Source organism: Providencia sp. NPDC089933, assembly GCF_049545585.1.
GTDB lineage: Bacteria > Pseudomonadota > Gammaproteobacteria > Enterobacterales > Enterobacteriaceae > Providencia > Providencia huashanensis.
In genome coordinates this window covers 54,922-69,563 of the sequence record NZ_JBMWDT010000002.1, presented here as the reverse complement: position 1 = coordinate 69,563, position 14,642 = coordinate 54,922, and the positions used below count along the sequence as shown (strand labels likewise).

The following is a 14,642-nucleotide window of genomic DNA, read 5'->3' as shown; positions in this document are numbered from 1 at the left end:
AACCTCACGAAATTTCTCCTAAATCAATGGTAGGGAGTGAAACTGTATGAGAATAGCTTGTTATGGTACCTGCTATTAAAGAATGACTAAAAAACTGTTGATTATTTGATGTAATCGTCAATGTAGAAGCACTTTTATAGCGAACATGGTCATTAAAAGACAAATTATCTTTTGATGTGCCCCAATCTTCCCCTAGACTAAGCCCCATGCTAATCTGTTCATAATTATGTGTCACTGGGCTAACGCCTCGAATACTAATATAGGTGTGTCCCCATTGAGATGTATTCCCTATATCTTCTCCTAAATGATTGTAAATTGGACTTCCTTTAGGCGCGACATGAATGGTTATACTGGGTGGCCCTATCTGCATCGGGTTATGACTTGCACCTAAGTTTCTGTGTATATTCATATCTTCTAGCTTATGAATCTGTAGATGCTTCACTGATTCCGTCATATTACATATTCCTTATGTTATTACTTTAAATAAATCCCTAACATTGCCACAATCTTTTACTTTTATTTTAAATAATAACAATGAATTATTTACCACTTATTTTATTATTTTTTTAAATAGTTAATCCATCTTTATAGAAAAATATTAATCTGTATAAAAAAAAGTGAATTATATTATTAATAATATAATTAATTATCATCCATCTAGATAATCGAATGAAACTTGGCAATCATATTTACTAAAATCAATTTTACGTTTTATATAATATTGAAGATTAGAACCCCAATCAGAAACCACATCAAAACAACCATTAATTAATAATGTTTTTCAGGGTTAATAGTTGCTTCTATAATGCTACCGTCATTCTCTAAGTCAATAGAATACTCTTCACCAACATATTCTTCTGTTTGTTTATCAAACCAGATGAGTTTTAACCCCATAATTTTCTCCTTATAGACACCTTCTTATATTGCTTTTAGATGCTTTGATTTTAATTATTCGCGTATTTCAGCCCCAAAAAAGCTAAAAATTAATTATGTTTTTTTATAAACCAAACTCAATTAATACTGATTATCATTATTTGTTATACCCTGTATGGTTCTCTTTTCCTTATTAAATATCATAAAAAAGGGTGGCCTAAGCCACCCTTTTACTAACTTATAATATTAAACTGAATTATTTCAGCACATTATAAATAACCGTTTCGCCTGCTTTCACGTCGCCTTCAACTAAAATCTCGACACCCGCGAAATCATCGATATTGCTGATGATAACTGGGCTAATCATTGATTTAGCATTAGCTTCAAGGAACGGTAAATCTAATTTCAGGATAGGTGTACCCGCAGTCACTTCTGCACCTTCTTCCACTAAACGAGCACAACCTTCGCCTTTCAGTGCAACCGTATCAATCCCCATATGAACGATGAGTTCGACACCGTTTTCTGTTTCAAGGCAGAATGCGTGGTTAGTTTCGAAAATTTTCACCACCGTACCTGATGCCGGCGCTAACACTTCGCTGCTTGTTGGTTTGATAGCAATACCATCACCCACAATGCGGCTAGAGAATGCTTCATCTGGTACGTCGTCAAGGGAGAAAACTTGACCACTTACTGGCGCAACTAAGGATAGAATCGCATTACCTTTTGCTTTCTCAGGCTCTGCGGCTTTTTTCTCTTCTGCTGCTGCAACTGGCGCAGAACCTGCAATTGGGCCTTTTGCAATCACTTCAGTCATTGCTTTTGCGACCAATTCAGCTCGAGTCCCCACAATCACTTGAACATTCTGTTTGCTTAAACGGATAACACCTGAAGCGCCCAAACGTTTGGTCATGGCATCATTAACAACTGCTGAATCTTTAACGCCTAAACGTAAACGCGTAATACAGGCATCAATACTGACGATATTGTCGCTACCACCTACTGCGGCAACATATTGGCGCGCTTCTTTTTGGATATCGCTGTCACTGCTATCAGCAGGGCTAATGCTTTCGTCATAACCGTCAATGGTTTCGTCACCCGCACTTTCTTCACGACCTGGCGTTAACAGGTTAAATTTGCGGATCATAAAGCGGAAAATGACATAGTAAATACAGAAGAATACTAAACCTTGGACAATCAACATATACCACTGAACAGCTAATGGGTTACGTGATTGCAACAGCATATCGACTAAACCTGCACTGAAACCGAACCCAGAAATCCACTCCATGGTGGCTGCGATATATACCGAAATACCCGTTAATAATGCATGAACAACATACAGTATTGGCGCCACGAACATAAATGAGAATTCAAGAGGTTCAGTGATACCAGTAAAGAATGCCGCGAATGCACCCGCGATCATGATACCCGCTACTTTTGCTTTGTTTTCTGGACGTGCACAGTGGTAAATCGCTAATGCTGCACCCGGCAAACCGAACATCATGATTGGGAAGAAACCAGCTTGGTAGCGGCCAGTAATACCCACAGTTGCAAGACCTGCTTCAATAGACTTAGCACCGCCTAAGAAGTTTGGAATATCATTGATCCCTGCAACGTCAAACCAGAACACAGAGTTAAGTGCATGGTGCAAACCAACAGGAATTAATAAACGGTTGAAGAAGGCATAAATACCGGCACCAACTGAGCCTAAATCTTTAATGCTTTCACCGAAAGACACTAAACCGTTATACACCACCGGCCAAACATACATCAGTATGAAGGCTAAGATGATCATTAAGAAAGAAGTTAAAATCGGGACAAGGCGACGACCACTGAAAAACGACAATGCTTTCGGTAGCTCAACACCACTGTAACGATTGTACAATTCAGCAGACAGTACCCCAACTAAGATACCGACGAACTGGTTATTAATTTTACCAAATGCCGCAGGAACCGTTTCCAACGGAACATTCATAATCATGGAATAAGATGCAGGAGAACACAGTGTTGTCACCACTAAGAAGCCGACAAAACCGGTCAGTGCAGCTGCACCATCCTTATCTTTTGACATTCCATAAGCAACACCAATTGCAAACAGTACGGACATATTATCAATAATTGCCGCACCAGATTTAATCAGTAACGCCGCGATTGCACTATTCGCTCCCCAACCATCTGGGTCGATCCAATAGCCAATCCCCATAAGGATTGCTGCGGCTGGTAGTACAGCAACTGGCACCATAAGTGCCCTACCAATCCGCTGTAAGTAGCTAAGAATATTCACAAACTCCCCCTTTATCGCCCTATTTTTGCCCCATTTACGGGATCTTCTTGTTCACACACCTAAATCATAATTTAGGTTATTGAGAGTATCAATTTCATAGTCTAAATTAATTGTTTCGCGATGCAAAATAAATAGGTGTGATTTGTGATAAATGTCAACGAAAGAGTTCCTGATATGACTAAATTAGTAGCTATTATTGAAAACTTATTTTATGATTAAAAATAACTTATTTAAGCCATTAACCTGTATATTCTCAGCACACTTGAAACGATGTTATGAGATAAAAATAACATGGCAACCAAGTGATAACGCACAATAAATTTGAAGTATAACGAGTATTCCTATATCTAATGAATAACATCAGGGATACATATATACATGAAGGATTTCACAGACTTATTAGAGGTAATAGAGACATGAGGCTAATCCCACTTAACAATGCACATGATGTCGGAATCTGGTCCGCACAGTACATCGCTGATAAAATCAATGCATTCAACCCAACTGCAGAGAAACCTTTTGTACTTGGGTTGCCAACAGGTGGTACCCCCCTAGCAACATATAAGGCACTGATTGCTTTATACAAAGCGGGTAAAGTGAGTTTTAAGCACGTAGTAACATTCAATATGGATGAATATATTGGTATTCCAGCTAATCATCCTCAAAGCTACCATACCTTTATGCATGAAAATTTTTTCAATCATATTGATATCCAAGCTGAAAATATCAACTTACTTAATGGCAATGCCCCTGATGTTGATGCCGAATGTCAACGCTACGAAGATAAAATTAAATCTTTTGGTAAAATAAACCTGTTTATGGGCGGCGTTGGCAATGATGGCCACATTGCTTTTAATGAACCCGGTTCATCTTTGAATTCTCGCACGCGAATTAAAACGTTAACACCAGAAACTCGCCAAGCAAATTCGCGCTTTTTTGACAATGATATTAACCAAGTACCTAAGTTTGCATTAACCGTAGGTGTTGCCACATTAATGGATGCCCAAGAACTGATGGTCTTAGCTACTGGTGCCAATAAAGCGAATGCCGTACACGCTGCCGTTGAGGGCTCTGTTAACCATATGTGGACAATCAGTTGTGTGCAAATGCACCCGAAAGCACTGATTGTTTGTGATGAACCCGCAACACTCGAATTGAAAGTCAAAACACTTAAATATTTCAAACAGCTAGAATCTGAAATCCTTGAGAAGTTTAACTAAGATTATATTTATCAATCACCCGATCAGCGAAAGCTGGTCGGTGACCCAAATCCCCAGAGGTCAGGAGTTTTAAGCCATGTATGCACTAACTAATTGCATTATTTATACAGGTCATGAAAGACTGGATAACCATGCTGTCATCATTGATGGTGAAATCATCAAGGATGTTTGTCCTGTCGCTGAACTGCCTGCCAATATTCCACAGCATGATTTACAAGGGGCTATTCTCTCCCCTGGTTTTATTGACTTGCAGGTCAATGGCTGTGGCGGTGTCCAATTCAATGATAATAAAGAAAATGTTACATTGAAAAACTTGGATATCATGCAAAAAGCCAACGAGCGCACAGGCTGCACAAGTTATTTACCGACATTGATCACTTGTTCCGATGAGCTAATGAAACATGGCGTTGAAGTCATGACTGAATACTTAAAAGAACATAAAAACCAAGCGCTTGGGCTTCATTTAGAAGGCCCTTACATTAATGTCATCAAAAAAGGCACACATAACCCCGAGTTTATTCGTCAACCAACAGCACAAATGATTGATTACTTAGCTTCTCACGCAGACGCTATCACTAAAATCACCTTAGCACCTGAAATGGTTGAACAGGGTTATATCCGTCAATTAAAAAACGCGGGTATCGTTATTTCAGCGGGGCACTCTAATGCCACATATGAAGAAGCCAGACTAGGCTTTAAAGCGGGTATAAATTTCTCAACCCACCTTTTCAATGCTATGCCATATATTTCAGGCCGAGGACCAGGGTTAGTCGGTGCCATTTATGACACACCGGAAGTGTATGCTGGAATTATTGCTGACGGTTTACATGTACAATGGGCAAATATTCGCAACAGTAAGCATTTAAAAGGTGATAAATTAATTTTAGTCACAGATGCAACTGCACCAGCAGGGATTGATCCGCAAACTGGTGAAATGGATCATTTTATCTTTGCAGGTAAAACCATATACTACCGTAATGGATTATGTGTGGATGAAAATGGCACACTCAGCGGTTCATCACTGACTATGATTGATGCAGTCAAAAACAGTGTAGAACACGTCGGCATTGCATTGGATGAAACACTTAGAATGGCAACGCTCTACCCCGCAAGAGCCATTGGAGTTGATAACACCTTAGGGTCGATTGCTCCTGGTAAAATTGCGAATTTGACCGCGTTTAACCACGACTTCAACGTCCTCGCAACCTACGTTAACGGAGACGAAGTCTACAAAAAATGAGTAACTAGCTAATGAATCAAAGCCACTCGCTAAAGCAAATTGGTAATATTGATCTCGTCAAACAATTAAATAGTGCCGTCGTTTATAGCTTGATTGACCAACAAGGTCCGATATCAAGAATTCAAATAGCGGAGCAAAGCCAGCTTGCCCCAGCCAGTGTCACTAAGATCACTCGCCAACTACTCGAACGTGGTTTAATCAAGGAAGTTGACCAGCAGGCCTCCACTGGGGGCCGCCGTGCCATTTCAATTGTTTCTGAACATAAAAATTTCCATACTATTGGTGTCCGTTTAGGGCGCTATGATGCCACCATAGCCTTATACGACTTAGGTGGTAAAATGATTATTGATGGTCATTATCCTATTACAGCGCCTTCTCAGCAGGCTGTCGAAGAAAAGTTAATTGCTGCCCTTGAAGACTTTATTGATAAAAACCATCGTCGCCTTAAAGAGTTAATCGCAATTTCTGTTATCCTTCCGGGGTTGGTTAACCCTCACAGCGGTATTGTCTATTACATGCCGCATATTAAAGTTGATAACTGGCACCTTATTGATAATTTACAATCACATTTTAATATCACTTGCTATGCTGGCCACGATATTCGCAGCCTAGCCCTTGCTGAGAGCTATTTTGGTGCAACCCGTGATTGTGAGGACTCACTTCTAGTACGTATCCACAGAGGCGCTGGAGCAGGCTTAGTTATTAACAAAGAAATCCTGCTCAATCACCGTGGGAACTTAGGGGAGATTGGTCACATCCAAGTAGACCCACTGGGTGAACTATGCCACTGTGGTAATTTTGGTTGCTTAGAAACCATTGCCTCAAACCAAGCTATCGAAGCCCGCGTAAGACAGCGCCTAGAACAAGGTTATTCAAGTTCTCTGACCGCAGAAACCTGTACAATTTCTCATATCTGCCAAGCGGCCAACAAAAGTGACCCGCTAGCGACTGAAGTCATCCAACATGTCGGTCGTCAGATCGGTAAAGCCATTGCTATTTCAATAAACCTCTTCAACCCTGAAAAAGTGGTTATTGCAGGTGACATCACAGAAGCCGAACTGGTTCTTATTCCGGCGATCCAAAGCTGCATTGACACTCAAGCCCTTAAAGGGTTTAGAGAAAACTTACCTATTGTCACATCACAACTTGTCCATAACTCAGCAATAGGCGCATTTGCCCTCACCAAACGAGCTATGCTTAATGGTGAGTTACTGCAAAAATTATTTGAAAATTAATTTCTCCGTTTATTTTTCATAAAAGCAGGTTTTATGCCTGCTTTTTTGTTTTCCCCTAACGCGAAAACTCAGCAATTCATTGGATTGATTAAACTTAAATAACTTAAATTTTAAAGCTGGGTTCCACTCTGTTTTCACTAAGTATACGTTTTCAACGCTGCTATCATTCGAATAATTCCCCTTCCATCTTGATCCTCCCGAAAAAGATTTTTTCAAATATGGGCTTGTTTTTTGCTGGCTTTATCGACAAAATGATTATTCATCAGACAAACAGACGCATTTTCTGAAAAATAGTGCAAAAAGCTGTTGACTGTCGTGTCTGTAATTAGCATAATGCGCCCCGCAACGCCGACGAAGGTTATGCAAAAAAAGATGGCTATGTAGCTCAGCTGGTTAGAGCACAACACTCATAATGTTGGGGTCACAGGTTCGAATCCCGTCATAGCCACCATTATTTGCGGGAGTGGCGAAATTGGTAGACGCACCAGATTTAGGTTCTGGCGCCGCAAGGTGTGCAAGTTCAAGTCTTGTCTCCCGCACCATTTTCCTTCTCGGTAGCATTGAATTTAAGATTGGGGTATCGCCAAGCGGTAAGGCACCAGGTTTTGATCCTGGCATTCCCAGGTTCGAATCCTGGTACCCCAGCCATCTTAATACAATCTGTAGTAGAATTCCCGGATGGGGTATCGCCAAGCGGTAAGGCACCAGGTTTTGATCCTGGCATTCCCAGGTTCGAATCCTGGTACCCCAGCCATCTACTACCCTATCTAGATTGTCGAAAACTTCATTTTGAAAAACATAAAATGGCTATGTAGCTCAGCTGGTTAGAGCACAACACTCATAATGTTGGGGTCACAGGTTCGAATCCCGTCATAGCCACCATTGTTTGCGGGAGTGGCGAAATTGGTAGACGCACCAGATTTAGGTTCTGGCGCCGCAAGGTGTGCAAGTTCAAGTCTTGTCTCCCGCACCATCTACCTTCTTGGTAGAACAAAATTTAAGATTGGGGTATCGCCAAGCGGTAAGGCACCAGGTTTTGATCCTGGCATTCCCAGGTTCGAATCCTGGTACCCCAGCCATCTTTCTTCACTTCCTTCTTTCATTTTTCCTATCTCAGTTTACTGATTGATTTTCTCCTATAATATCAACGCGATGCCATGCTATTTTGGTTTATTATTTTTATTAAAAACTTAAATAGAAACAATTTGGCATTCCACGAATAAATCCATACATCTCTCTCTACACGCGCTATTTTTATAAATTTTCCATATTTTCATGCTGGTTATTAGCTGAAAAATTTCTTTTCATTGCCTGCCTTTTACAAATCATCATTATCCGACAAATAACAAATTTAGCTCCTTACAGTTAAAATAGGTCAACATTTAACGCATAAAATTTACCTTTGTTTAACTTTTATATCAGATATGTGACTTAAGTCGTTTTTTATTAACCAGTGAAAGTGGTAATCTTCCGACGAATTGTAGTTAGGTGTGATTAATGGCGGGTAAGATCCTTTCTAGCTGCGGTCATTAGTACATTCAATCCCATCTTCCATTCCAATTGATTAGCTCTCAAAAACTCTAATAAAAGTTTTAAAACCTAATAATTATAAATTGCCAAACGTAACATTTTTACAGAGAAAATTTATGCGAAACATGATAAAGCAACCAATATATAAGATTTTATATGTTCAAGTGATCGTAGCCATCTTGCTCGGTATTGCACTTGGTCACTTTTTCCCTGAGGCCGGAGAATCATTAAAACCACTTGGTGATGGGTTCATCAAAATCGTAAAAATGATCATCGCACCTGTCATCTTTTTAACCGTAGTAACCGGTATTTCAGGGATGTCTAATATGAAAGCGGTCGGCAGTGTCGCAGGTAAAGCTATGCTGTACTTTCTGACTTTCTCAACCATTGCATTATTTATCGGCCTTATTGTCGCGAATGTCATCCGCCCAGGTTCTGGGCTTAATATCGACCCAGCAACGCTCGATAGCACAAAAGTTGCTAGCTATGTCGAAAAAGCCCATGAGTCTTCCATTGTTGGCTTTTTGATGAACATCATTCCAGATACGGTCATTAGCCCATTAGTGAATGGTAATATCCTACAAGTCTTATTTATTGCGATTATTTTCGGGTTAGCATTAGCCGCAACAGGTAAACATGGTGAGCCAATAGTTAAATTGCTGCAAAACTTTTCTGAACCTGTGTTCAAAATGGTTGCGATGCTAATGAAACTAGCACCTATCGGGGCATTTGGGGCAATGGCATTTACCATTGGTAAATATGGTATTTCATCTATCGGTAACTTAATGATGCTGATAGTAACTTTCTACATTACCTCCCTGCTCTTTGTCTTAGTTGTTCTTGGCGCTGTCGCAAAATACAACGGCTTCTCAATCATCGAACTCATTAAATACATCAAGGATGAACTTTGGCTCGTTTTAGGGACTTCTTCTTCTGAAGCTGCACTACCAAGTTTGATGAGAAAAATGGAACGGGCTGGCTGTGAAAAATCAGTTGTAGGTTTAGTGATCCCAACAGGTTATTCATTCAACCTTGATGGTACCAATATCTATATGACCATGGCTGCACTGTTTATTGCCCAAGCCACTAATATTGAACTCACAATTTGGCAGCAACTTTCTATACTGCTTGTCGCAATGATCAGCTCAAAAGGAGCTGCAGGGGTGACTGGCGCAGGGTTTATTACTCTCGCAGCAACATTAATGGTAGTACCAAGCATCCCTGTTGCAGGTATGGCATTAATCCTCGGTATCGACCGTTTTATGTCAGAATGCCGTGCTTTAACTAATTTAGTTGGTAACGCATGCGCCTGTATTGTCGTCGCCCGTTGGGAAAAAGAATTAGATACCGAAAAGTTAGCACATGCATTTTCAGATAAAAATGCGACATTTGACCCAGAGGTAACTGAAGGTGATAGCATTATCAATATCAATAAATCAAATGATATACAACCTATTGATCTAGTTAACAATAAACCACATTTATTACCTTAAATAAAATAGGCCGCTGGTAGCGGCCTATTTTATTGTCCATTTCACATCAACGTTATAACCCTAAGGCATATTTCAATGCCAGTTTTTTAGCTTCTCCAGCGCGCTGAGCTGCCATTAACCCGAGGTTTCTTAACATTTTCAACCCCGGTAAACTTTCACTAAATGCCATATAGAAAACATCCATCCCTGCTTGCATAACTAAGTTGTCAGGTAAACGACGACGCTGATAACGTTTTAATACCTCAATGGAGCACCAAGGCTGTAGATATTCACGTGCATAAATGACTTCTTTTAACAACGCATCTACATCACGGTACCCAAGATTGACGCCTTGCCCCGCTAATGGATTAATGGTGTGCGCCGCATCGCCAATCAGTGCTAGACCATCAAGAACATAGCGGTTCGCGTGATGACGTGTTAATGGGAAAGCCCCTGAAGCCACTGCGGTTATTGGCCCTAAACGTTCAGGGAAGGCCTCTGAAACCGCCCCTGTTAACTGTTCCATCGACATCCCTTGCAGACGCCTAATTTTGTCAGGGCTATCATACCAAACCAAAGAAGCCCAGTGATCATATAAAGGCAAAAATGCTCTAGGGCCCGATGGAAAAAACTGTTGCCATGTTTTATCTTGCTGAGGTTGCTGTGTTTGAATAGTAATTAACATACATGATTGGCGATATTGCCAACCACGGTTGCCAATCCCCGCCATTTTACGCACTTGGGAGTTAGCGCCATCGGCTCCCACAACAAGTTGCGCTTCTATAGTTCGGTTATCATCTAATTCAATACACCACGTTTTTTGGTTCTGAGGCCGATATAAATTAACCAACTGCGCAGGGCAAACCAATTCTAAATTGTCGTATTTTTCACACTCACGCCATAGTGCAAGTTGCAGTACGCGGTTTTCAACCATAAACCCGAGTTCTGGCAACCCAAGGCTTTGAGCGTCAAAAAGAACATTGCTACCCGGTTCTTCCCATGTTTCTAGCTGCCTGTAAGGGGCACTCCTCATGGCCTCTACATGCTGCCAAGCACCTAATTGTTGCAATAATTCAACGGATGCACGGCTAATCGCAGAAATACGGACATCAGGTGCGCTTTGTGGATCGAATGCCGCTGGTTTTGCCTTTTCAAGCAAAGCGACTCGCATGCCTTCTTGGGCAAAGCCCAATGCTGCCGCGGCACCCGTCATACCGGCTCCCACCACGACAACATCATAAGATTCGATTAATTTATTCATCACATTAGCTACACTATTCATTGTTTGATGGGATTATTATTTGATTAAGCTATTGTACCCAATATTTGCGGCTCTCACAGAAAATATCCATGTTAGAAACCCATAAGAGTGCTACATTGAGTGAATACCGCGACGCCATAAGTGGCCTGTTTTGCTTAAAAGCCGTTAATTTGCATAAAAATTAACCACAAATACTCAACATCCTCTAGTCACTGATGCCTCAAATGAATACAATACGCCCTAACTTTAAAACAATAGGCAAATTGCCTGCCCTTAAATTTGGTGTAGTGATATTATTTTAAATATCTTTGCATTTATCCCATCATACAATGATGTTCTTCATCAAAATGCATGCAAGTTCCCAAAAAGAGGGTAGGACTTTGGATTTACAACGCGTTTCGAGGTCCATTACACTAGCCGCTTCGAAAACACCGGATATACGACATGTCGACGAATAAAAAGCTATACATTAAAACTTGGGGTTGCCAAATGAATGAGTATGACTCATCCAAAATGGTTTCTTTATTGGAAAATACCCATGGTTACCAACTCACTGAAGTTGCAGAAGAAGCTGATTTATTACTGCTAAATACCTGCTCAATTCGTGAAAAAGCGCAAGAAAAGGTTTTCCATCAACTCGGGCGTTGGAAAACGTTTAAGGATAAAAACCCAGATATCATTATTGGTGTCGGCGGTTGCGTAGCCTCACAAGAAGGGGACTTTATCCGTCAGCGTGCACCAAGTGTTGATATTGTTTTCGGTCCACAGACCTTACACCGCTTGCCTGAAATGATTAATCAGGTGCAAGGTACCCGTAGCCCTGTGATTGATATCAGTTTCCCTGAAATTGAAAAGTTTGATCGCTTACCTGAACCACGAGCAGAAGGCCCAAGCGCATTCGTTTCAATTATGGAAGGCTGTAATAAATATTGTACTTTCTGCGTAGTGCCTTATACACGAGGCGAAGAAGTTAGCCGCCCTTGTGATGATATTTTATTTGAAATTGCACAATTAGCAGCACAAGGTGTCCGTGAAGTTAACTTGTTAGGGCAAAACGTTAACGCTTATCGTGGTGAAACCTTTGATGGTGAAATTTGCTCATTTGCCGAATTATTACGCCTCGTTGCTGCTATCGATGGGATTGACCGTGTACGCTTTACAACCAGTCATCCAATTGAATTTACAGATGATATCATTGAAGTATACCGTGATACCCCTGAATTGGTGAGCTATTTACACCTTCCAGTGCAAAGTGGTTCTGACCGTATTCTTACCATGATGAAACGGGCTCATACCGCACTAGAATATAAAGCCATTATTCGCAAACTGCGTGAAGCTCGCCCTGGTATTCTTATTAGTTCAGATTTTATTGTTGGCTTCCCTGGCGAAACTAACGATGATTTTGAAAAAACCATGAAGTTAATCGCTGATGTGGATTTTGATATGAGTTTTAGCTTTGTTTACTCAGCGCGTCCCGGTACACCTGCGGCCGACCTTCCAGATGATGTCAGTGAAGATGAGAAAAAACAGCGTCTATACTTATTACAGCAGCGCATTAACCAACAAGCCATGAGCTTTAGCCGTGCCATGTTAGGCTCTGTACAACGCATCTTAGTGGAAGGCCCTTCACGTAAGAGCCTCATGGAACTTTCTGGCCGTACCGAAAATAACCGCGTTGTGAATTTTGAAGGCACACCGGATATGATTGGTAAATTTGTGGATGTAGAAATCGTGGACGTCTATGCAAACTCCCTACGCGGCAAAGTGATCCGCACAGAGGAGCAAATGGATCTTCGTGTTCACGAATCCCCTGCATCTGTCATTGCACGTACTCGTAAAGAAGATGAGCTAGGTGTTGGCAACTATCAACCCTAAGTAATAATCTAACGATAGGATATTCAGTGACCGATACAACAACTTTGCAAATCGCAACACAAGAAATCTTTCTAGAACCCGCAGATAACCAGCGTTTAATGAGCCTCTGCGGGCCATTTGATGACAATATTAAGCAACTTGAACGCCGTCTTGCCATCGAAATTAACCGACGCGATAACCGTTTTAAAATATCGGGCAAACCACTTAATGTACAAGCGGCAAGTAAAATTTTACGCCAGCTGTATGTGGATACCTCCCCTGTGCGCGGTGTTATTCCGGATATAGACCCTGAAAACATCCACTTAGCGATACTCGATAGCCGTGTCTTAGAGCAATCCGCTGACAGCGTGCCAGACTACGGTAAGGCCGTGAATATCAAAACAAAACGTGGTGTAATCAAGCCTCGTACACCAAACCAAGCGCAATATATCGCAAATATTTTAGACCATGATATTACGTTTGGGATTGGCCCTGCTGGGACAGGGAAAACATACTTAGCTGTTGCCGCTGCTGTTGATGCACTAGAGCGCCAAGAAGTTCGCCGAATATTGCTAACTCGTCCAGCTGTTGAGGCTGGTGAGAAGCTCGGTTTCTTACCGGGGGATCTAAGCCAAAAAGTTGACCCTTATCTTCGCCCCCTTTATGACGCCTTATTTGAAATGTTAGGCTTTGAAAAAGTTGAAAAACTGATTGAGCGAAACGTGATTGAAGTTGCGCCATTGGCGTATATGCGCGGTCGCACATTAAATGATGCTTTTATTATTTTAGATGAAAGCCAAAACACGACCATCGAACAGATGAAAATGTTTTTGACGCGTATTGGGTTTAATTCCAAAGCGGTGGTAACAGGGGATATTACCCAAGTTGACTTACCGCGCGGCAGTAAATCGGGTTTACGTCACGCCATAGAAGTCCTTTCTGGGGTTGATGATTTAAGCTTTAATTTTTTCCACAGTGAAGACGTTGTTCGTCACCCAGTAGTGGCTAAAGTTGTTATGGCTTATGAAGCATGGGAAGAGCAAGACAATAAGCGCCGCCAGCAGTTACGTGAAGAAAAAGAACGACAACAGCAATTTGAAAAGCAGGAAAACCAATAAATGAGTGGCATCGATATTATTCTCGATTTACAAATTGCATGTGAAAATCCGGACGGCTTACCCTCTGAAGCTTTATTTGAACGCTGGTTAGCCGCAGTACTGCCTAAATTTCAAGCGCAAAGTGAAGTCACCATTCGCATTGTAGACGAAGCGGAAAGCCATCATTTAAACTTAACCTACCGAGGAAAAGATAAGCCCACAAATGTATTATCTTTTCCTTTTGAAGCACCGCCGGAAATTGAGCTGCCATTATTAGGCGATTTAATTATTTGTCGTCAAGTTGTTGAGCAAGAAGCGATTGAACAACAAAAAAGTGCTGAAGAGCACTGGGCACATATGGTGATCCACGGTTGCTTACATCTACTAGGTTATGACCATATTGAAGATGATGAAGCTGAAGAAATGGAAAGCTTAGAAACGGAAATCTTAGCAGAATTAGGTTATGACGACCCCTATCTTGCAGAAAAAGCATGATCTAACTATAATTTTTCTAGTTATCTTTTATAAAAAAGCATTATTTTACAAAAAACTGACGGTAATTATGAGGATAAACCG

At 41.1% G+C, this 14,642-nt stretch carries 12 protein-coding genes and 7 tRNA genes; 14 read left to right on the top strand and 5 right to left on the bottom strand.

Features of this window, described 5'->3' with window-relative positions; all coding sequences use genetic code 11:
- Nucleotides 1-4 precede the first annotated feature (4 nt).
- The 4 genes from ACPEH5_RS04105 to nagE form a co-directional block, all read right to left on the bottom strand.
- Nucleotides 5-454: a hypothetical protein gene (locus ACPEH5_RS04105; protein WP_166686084.1), complete on the bottom strand. Its 450-nt coding sequence runs from the start codon at nucleotides 452-454 to the stop codon at nucleotides 5-7.
- A 195-nt stretch (nucleotides 455-649) separates the two neighbouring features.
- Nucleotides 650-751 carry a hypothetical protein gene (locus tag ACPEH5_RS04100; protein ID WP_370661215.1) on the bottom strand — a complete coding sequence of 34 codons (102 nt, stop codon included), beginning with the start codon at nucleotides 749-751 and terminating at the stop codon, nucleotides 650-652.
- Between the two features lie 17 nt (nucleotides 752-768).
- Nucleotides 769-894 (bottom strand): colicin E3-like toxin immunity protein, encoded by a 126-nt coding sequence (locus tag ACPEH5_RS04095; RefSeq protein ID WP_210845989.1) that lies wholly within the window; start codon nucleotides 892-894, stop codon nucleotides 769-771.
- Between the two features lie 235 nt (nucleotides 895-1,129).
- Nucleotides 1,130-3,157 carry an N-acetylglucosamine-specific PTS transporter subunit IIBC gene (gene nagE / locus ACPEH5_RS04090; RefSeq protein ID WP_048606367.1) on the bottom strand — a complete coding sequence of 676 codons (2,028 nt, stop codon included), beginning with the start codon at nucleotides 3,155-3,157 and terminating at the stop codon, nucleotides 1,130-1,132.
- Between the two features lie 416 nt (nucleotides 3,158-3,573).
- On the opposite strand from nagE, the gene nagB reads away from it, so the two are divergent.
- The 11 genes from nagB (at nucleotide 3,574) to ACPEH5_RS04035 (ending at nucleotide 9,875) form a co-directional block, all read left to right on the top strand.
- On the top strand, nucleotides 3,574-4,377 hold the full coding sequence (nagB, locus tag ACPEH5_RS04085; RefSeq protein ID WP_042848332.1) for a glucosamine-6-phosphate deaminase: 804 nt from the start codon (nucleotides 3,574-3,576) through the stop codon (nucleotides 4,375-4,377).
- A 76-nt stretch (nucleotides 4,378-4,453) separates the two neighbouring features.
- Nucleotides 4,454-5,617: an N-acetylglucosamine-6-phosphate deacetylase gene (gene nagA / locus ACPEH5_RS04080; protein WP_042848333.1), complete on the top strand. Its 1,164-nt coding sequence runs from the start codon at nucleotides 4,454-4,456 to the stop codon at nucleotides 5,615-5,617.
- Between the two features lie 11 nt (nucleotides 5,618-5,628).
- Nucleotides 5,629-6,852, top strand: a complete 1,224-nt coding sequence (gene nagC / locus ACPEH5_RS04075) for a DNA-binding transcriptional regulator NagC (protein WP_042848335.1) — start codon at nucleotides 5,629-5,631, stop codon at nucleotides 6,850-6,852.
- 374 nt (nucleotides 6,853-7,226) lie between these two features.
- Nucleotides 7,227-7,303: transfer RNA gene (locus tag ACPEH5_RS04070), tRNA-Met, on the top strand.
- A gap of 6 nt (nucleotides 7,304-7,309) precedes the next feature.
- A tRNA-Leu gene (locus ACPEH5_RS04065) sits at nucleotides 7,310-7,394 on the top strand.
- A 31-nt stretch (nucleotides 7,395-7,425) separates the two neighbouring features.
- Nucleotides 7,426-7,500, top strand: a tRNA-Gln gene (locus ACPEH5_RS04060).
- A gap of 31 nt (nucleotides 7,501-7,531) precedes the next feature.
- Nucleotides 7,532-7,606, top strand: a tRNA-Gln gene (locus ACPEH5_RS04055).
- A 51-nt stretch (nucleotides 7,607-7,657) separates the two neighbouring features.
- A tRNA-Met gene (locus ACPEH5_RS04050) sits at nucleotides 7,658-7,734 on the top strand.
- 6 nt (nucleotides 7,735-7,740) lie between these two features.
- Nucleotides 7,741-7,825: transfer RNA gene (locus tag ACPEH5_RS04045), tRNA-Leu, on the top strand.
- Nucleotides 7,826-7,856: 31 nt separating this feature from the next.
- A tRNA-Gln gene (locus tag ACPEH5_RS04040) sits at nucleotides 7,857-7,931 on the top strand.
- A gap of 567 nt (nucleotides 7,932-8,498) precedes the next feature.
- Nucleotides 8,499-9,875, top strand: a complete 1,377-nt coding sequence (locus ACPEH5_RS04035; RefSeq protein ID WP_071547829.1) for a dicarboxylate/amino acid:cation symporter — start codon at nucleotides 8,499-8,501, stop codon at nucleotides 9,873-9,875.
- Between the two features lie 52 nt (nucleotides 9,876-9,927).
- Here the strand turns inward: ACPEH5_RS04035 and ubiF are convergent, their stop codons facing one another.
- On the bottom strand, nucleotides 9,928-11,115 hold the full coding sequence (ubiF, locus tag ACPEH5_RS04030; RefSeq protein WP_042848339.1) for a 3-demethoxyubiquinol 3-hydroxylase: 1,188 nt from the start codon (nucleotides 11,113-11,115) through the stop codon (nucleotides 9,928-9,930).
- Nucleotides 11,116-11,559: 444 nt separating this feature from the next.
- On the opposite strand from ubiF, the gene miaB reads away from it, so the two are divergent.
- The 3 genes from miaB to ybeY are packed head-to-tail and all read left to right on the top strand — an operon-like array spanning nucleotide 11,560 to nucleotide 14,561.
- Nucleotides 11,560-12,990, top strand: coding sequence for a tRNA (N6-isopentenyl adenosine(37)-C2)-methylthiotransferase MiaB (gene miaB / locus ACPEH5_RS04025; protein WP_042848340.1), 1,431 nt, complete (start codon nucleotides 11,560-11,562; stop codon nucleotides 12,988-12,990).
- Nucleotides 12,991-13,034: 44 nt separating this feature from the next.
- Complete coding sequence (locus ACPEH5_RS04020; protein ID WP_042848420.1) at nucleotides 13,035-14,087, top strand: PhoH family protein; 1,053 nt, start codon at nucleotides 13,035-13,037, stop codon at nucleotides 14,085-14,087.
- Nucleotides 14,088-14,561, top strand: coding sequence for an rRNA maturation RNase YbeY (gene ybeY, locus ACPEH5_RS04015; RefSeq protein ID WP_042848341.1), 474 nt, complete (start codon nucleotides 14,088-14,090; stop codon nucleotides 14,559-14,561).
- Nucleotides 14,562-14,642: the final 81 nt, after the last annotated feature.

Excerpts from the sequence above, each read along its gene's own strand:
- nagA (WP_042848333.1), top strand. The coding sequence starts at position 4,454 with ATGTATGCACTAACTAATTGCATTATTTATACAGGTCATGAAAGACTG.
- ybeY (WP_042848341.1), top strand. The coding sequence starts at position 14,088 with ATGAGTGGCATCGATATTATTCTCGATTTACAAATTGCATGTGAAAAT.
- ACPEH5_RS04105 (WP_166686084.1), bottom strand. The coding sequence starts at position 454 with ATGACGGAATCAGTGAAGCATCTACAGATTCATAAGCTAGAAGATATG.
- nagC (WP_042848335.1), top strand. The coding sequence starts at position 5,629 with ATGAATCAAAGCCACTCGCTAAAGCAAATTGGTAATATTGATCTCGTC.
- nagB (WP_042848332.1), top strand. The coding sequence starts at position 3,574 with ATGAGGCTAATCCCACTTAACAATGCACATGATGTCGGAATCTGGTCC.
- ACPEH5_RS04095 (WP_210845989.1), bottom strand. The coding sequence starts at position 894 with ATGGGGTTAAAACTCATCTGGTTTGATAAACAAACAGAAGAATATGTT.
- miaB (WP_042848340.1), top strand. The coding sequence starts at position 11,560 with ATGTCGACGAATAAAAAGCTATACATTAAAACTTGGGGTTGCCAAATG.
- ubiF (WP_042848339.1), bottom strand. The coding sequence starts at position 11,115 with ATGAATAAATTAATCGAATCTTATGATGTTGTCGTGGTGGGAGCCGGT.
- ACPEH5_RS04035 (WP_071547829.1), top strand. The coding sequence starts at position 8,499 with ATGCGAAACATGATAAAGCAACCAATATATAAGATTTTATATGTTCAA.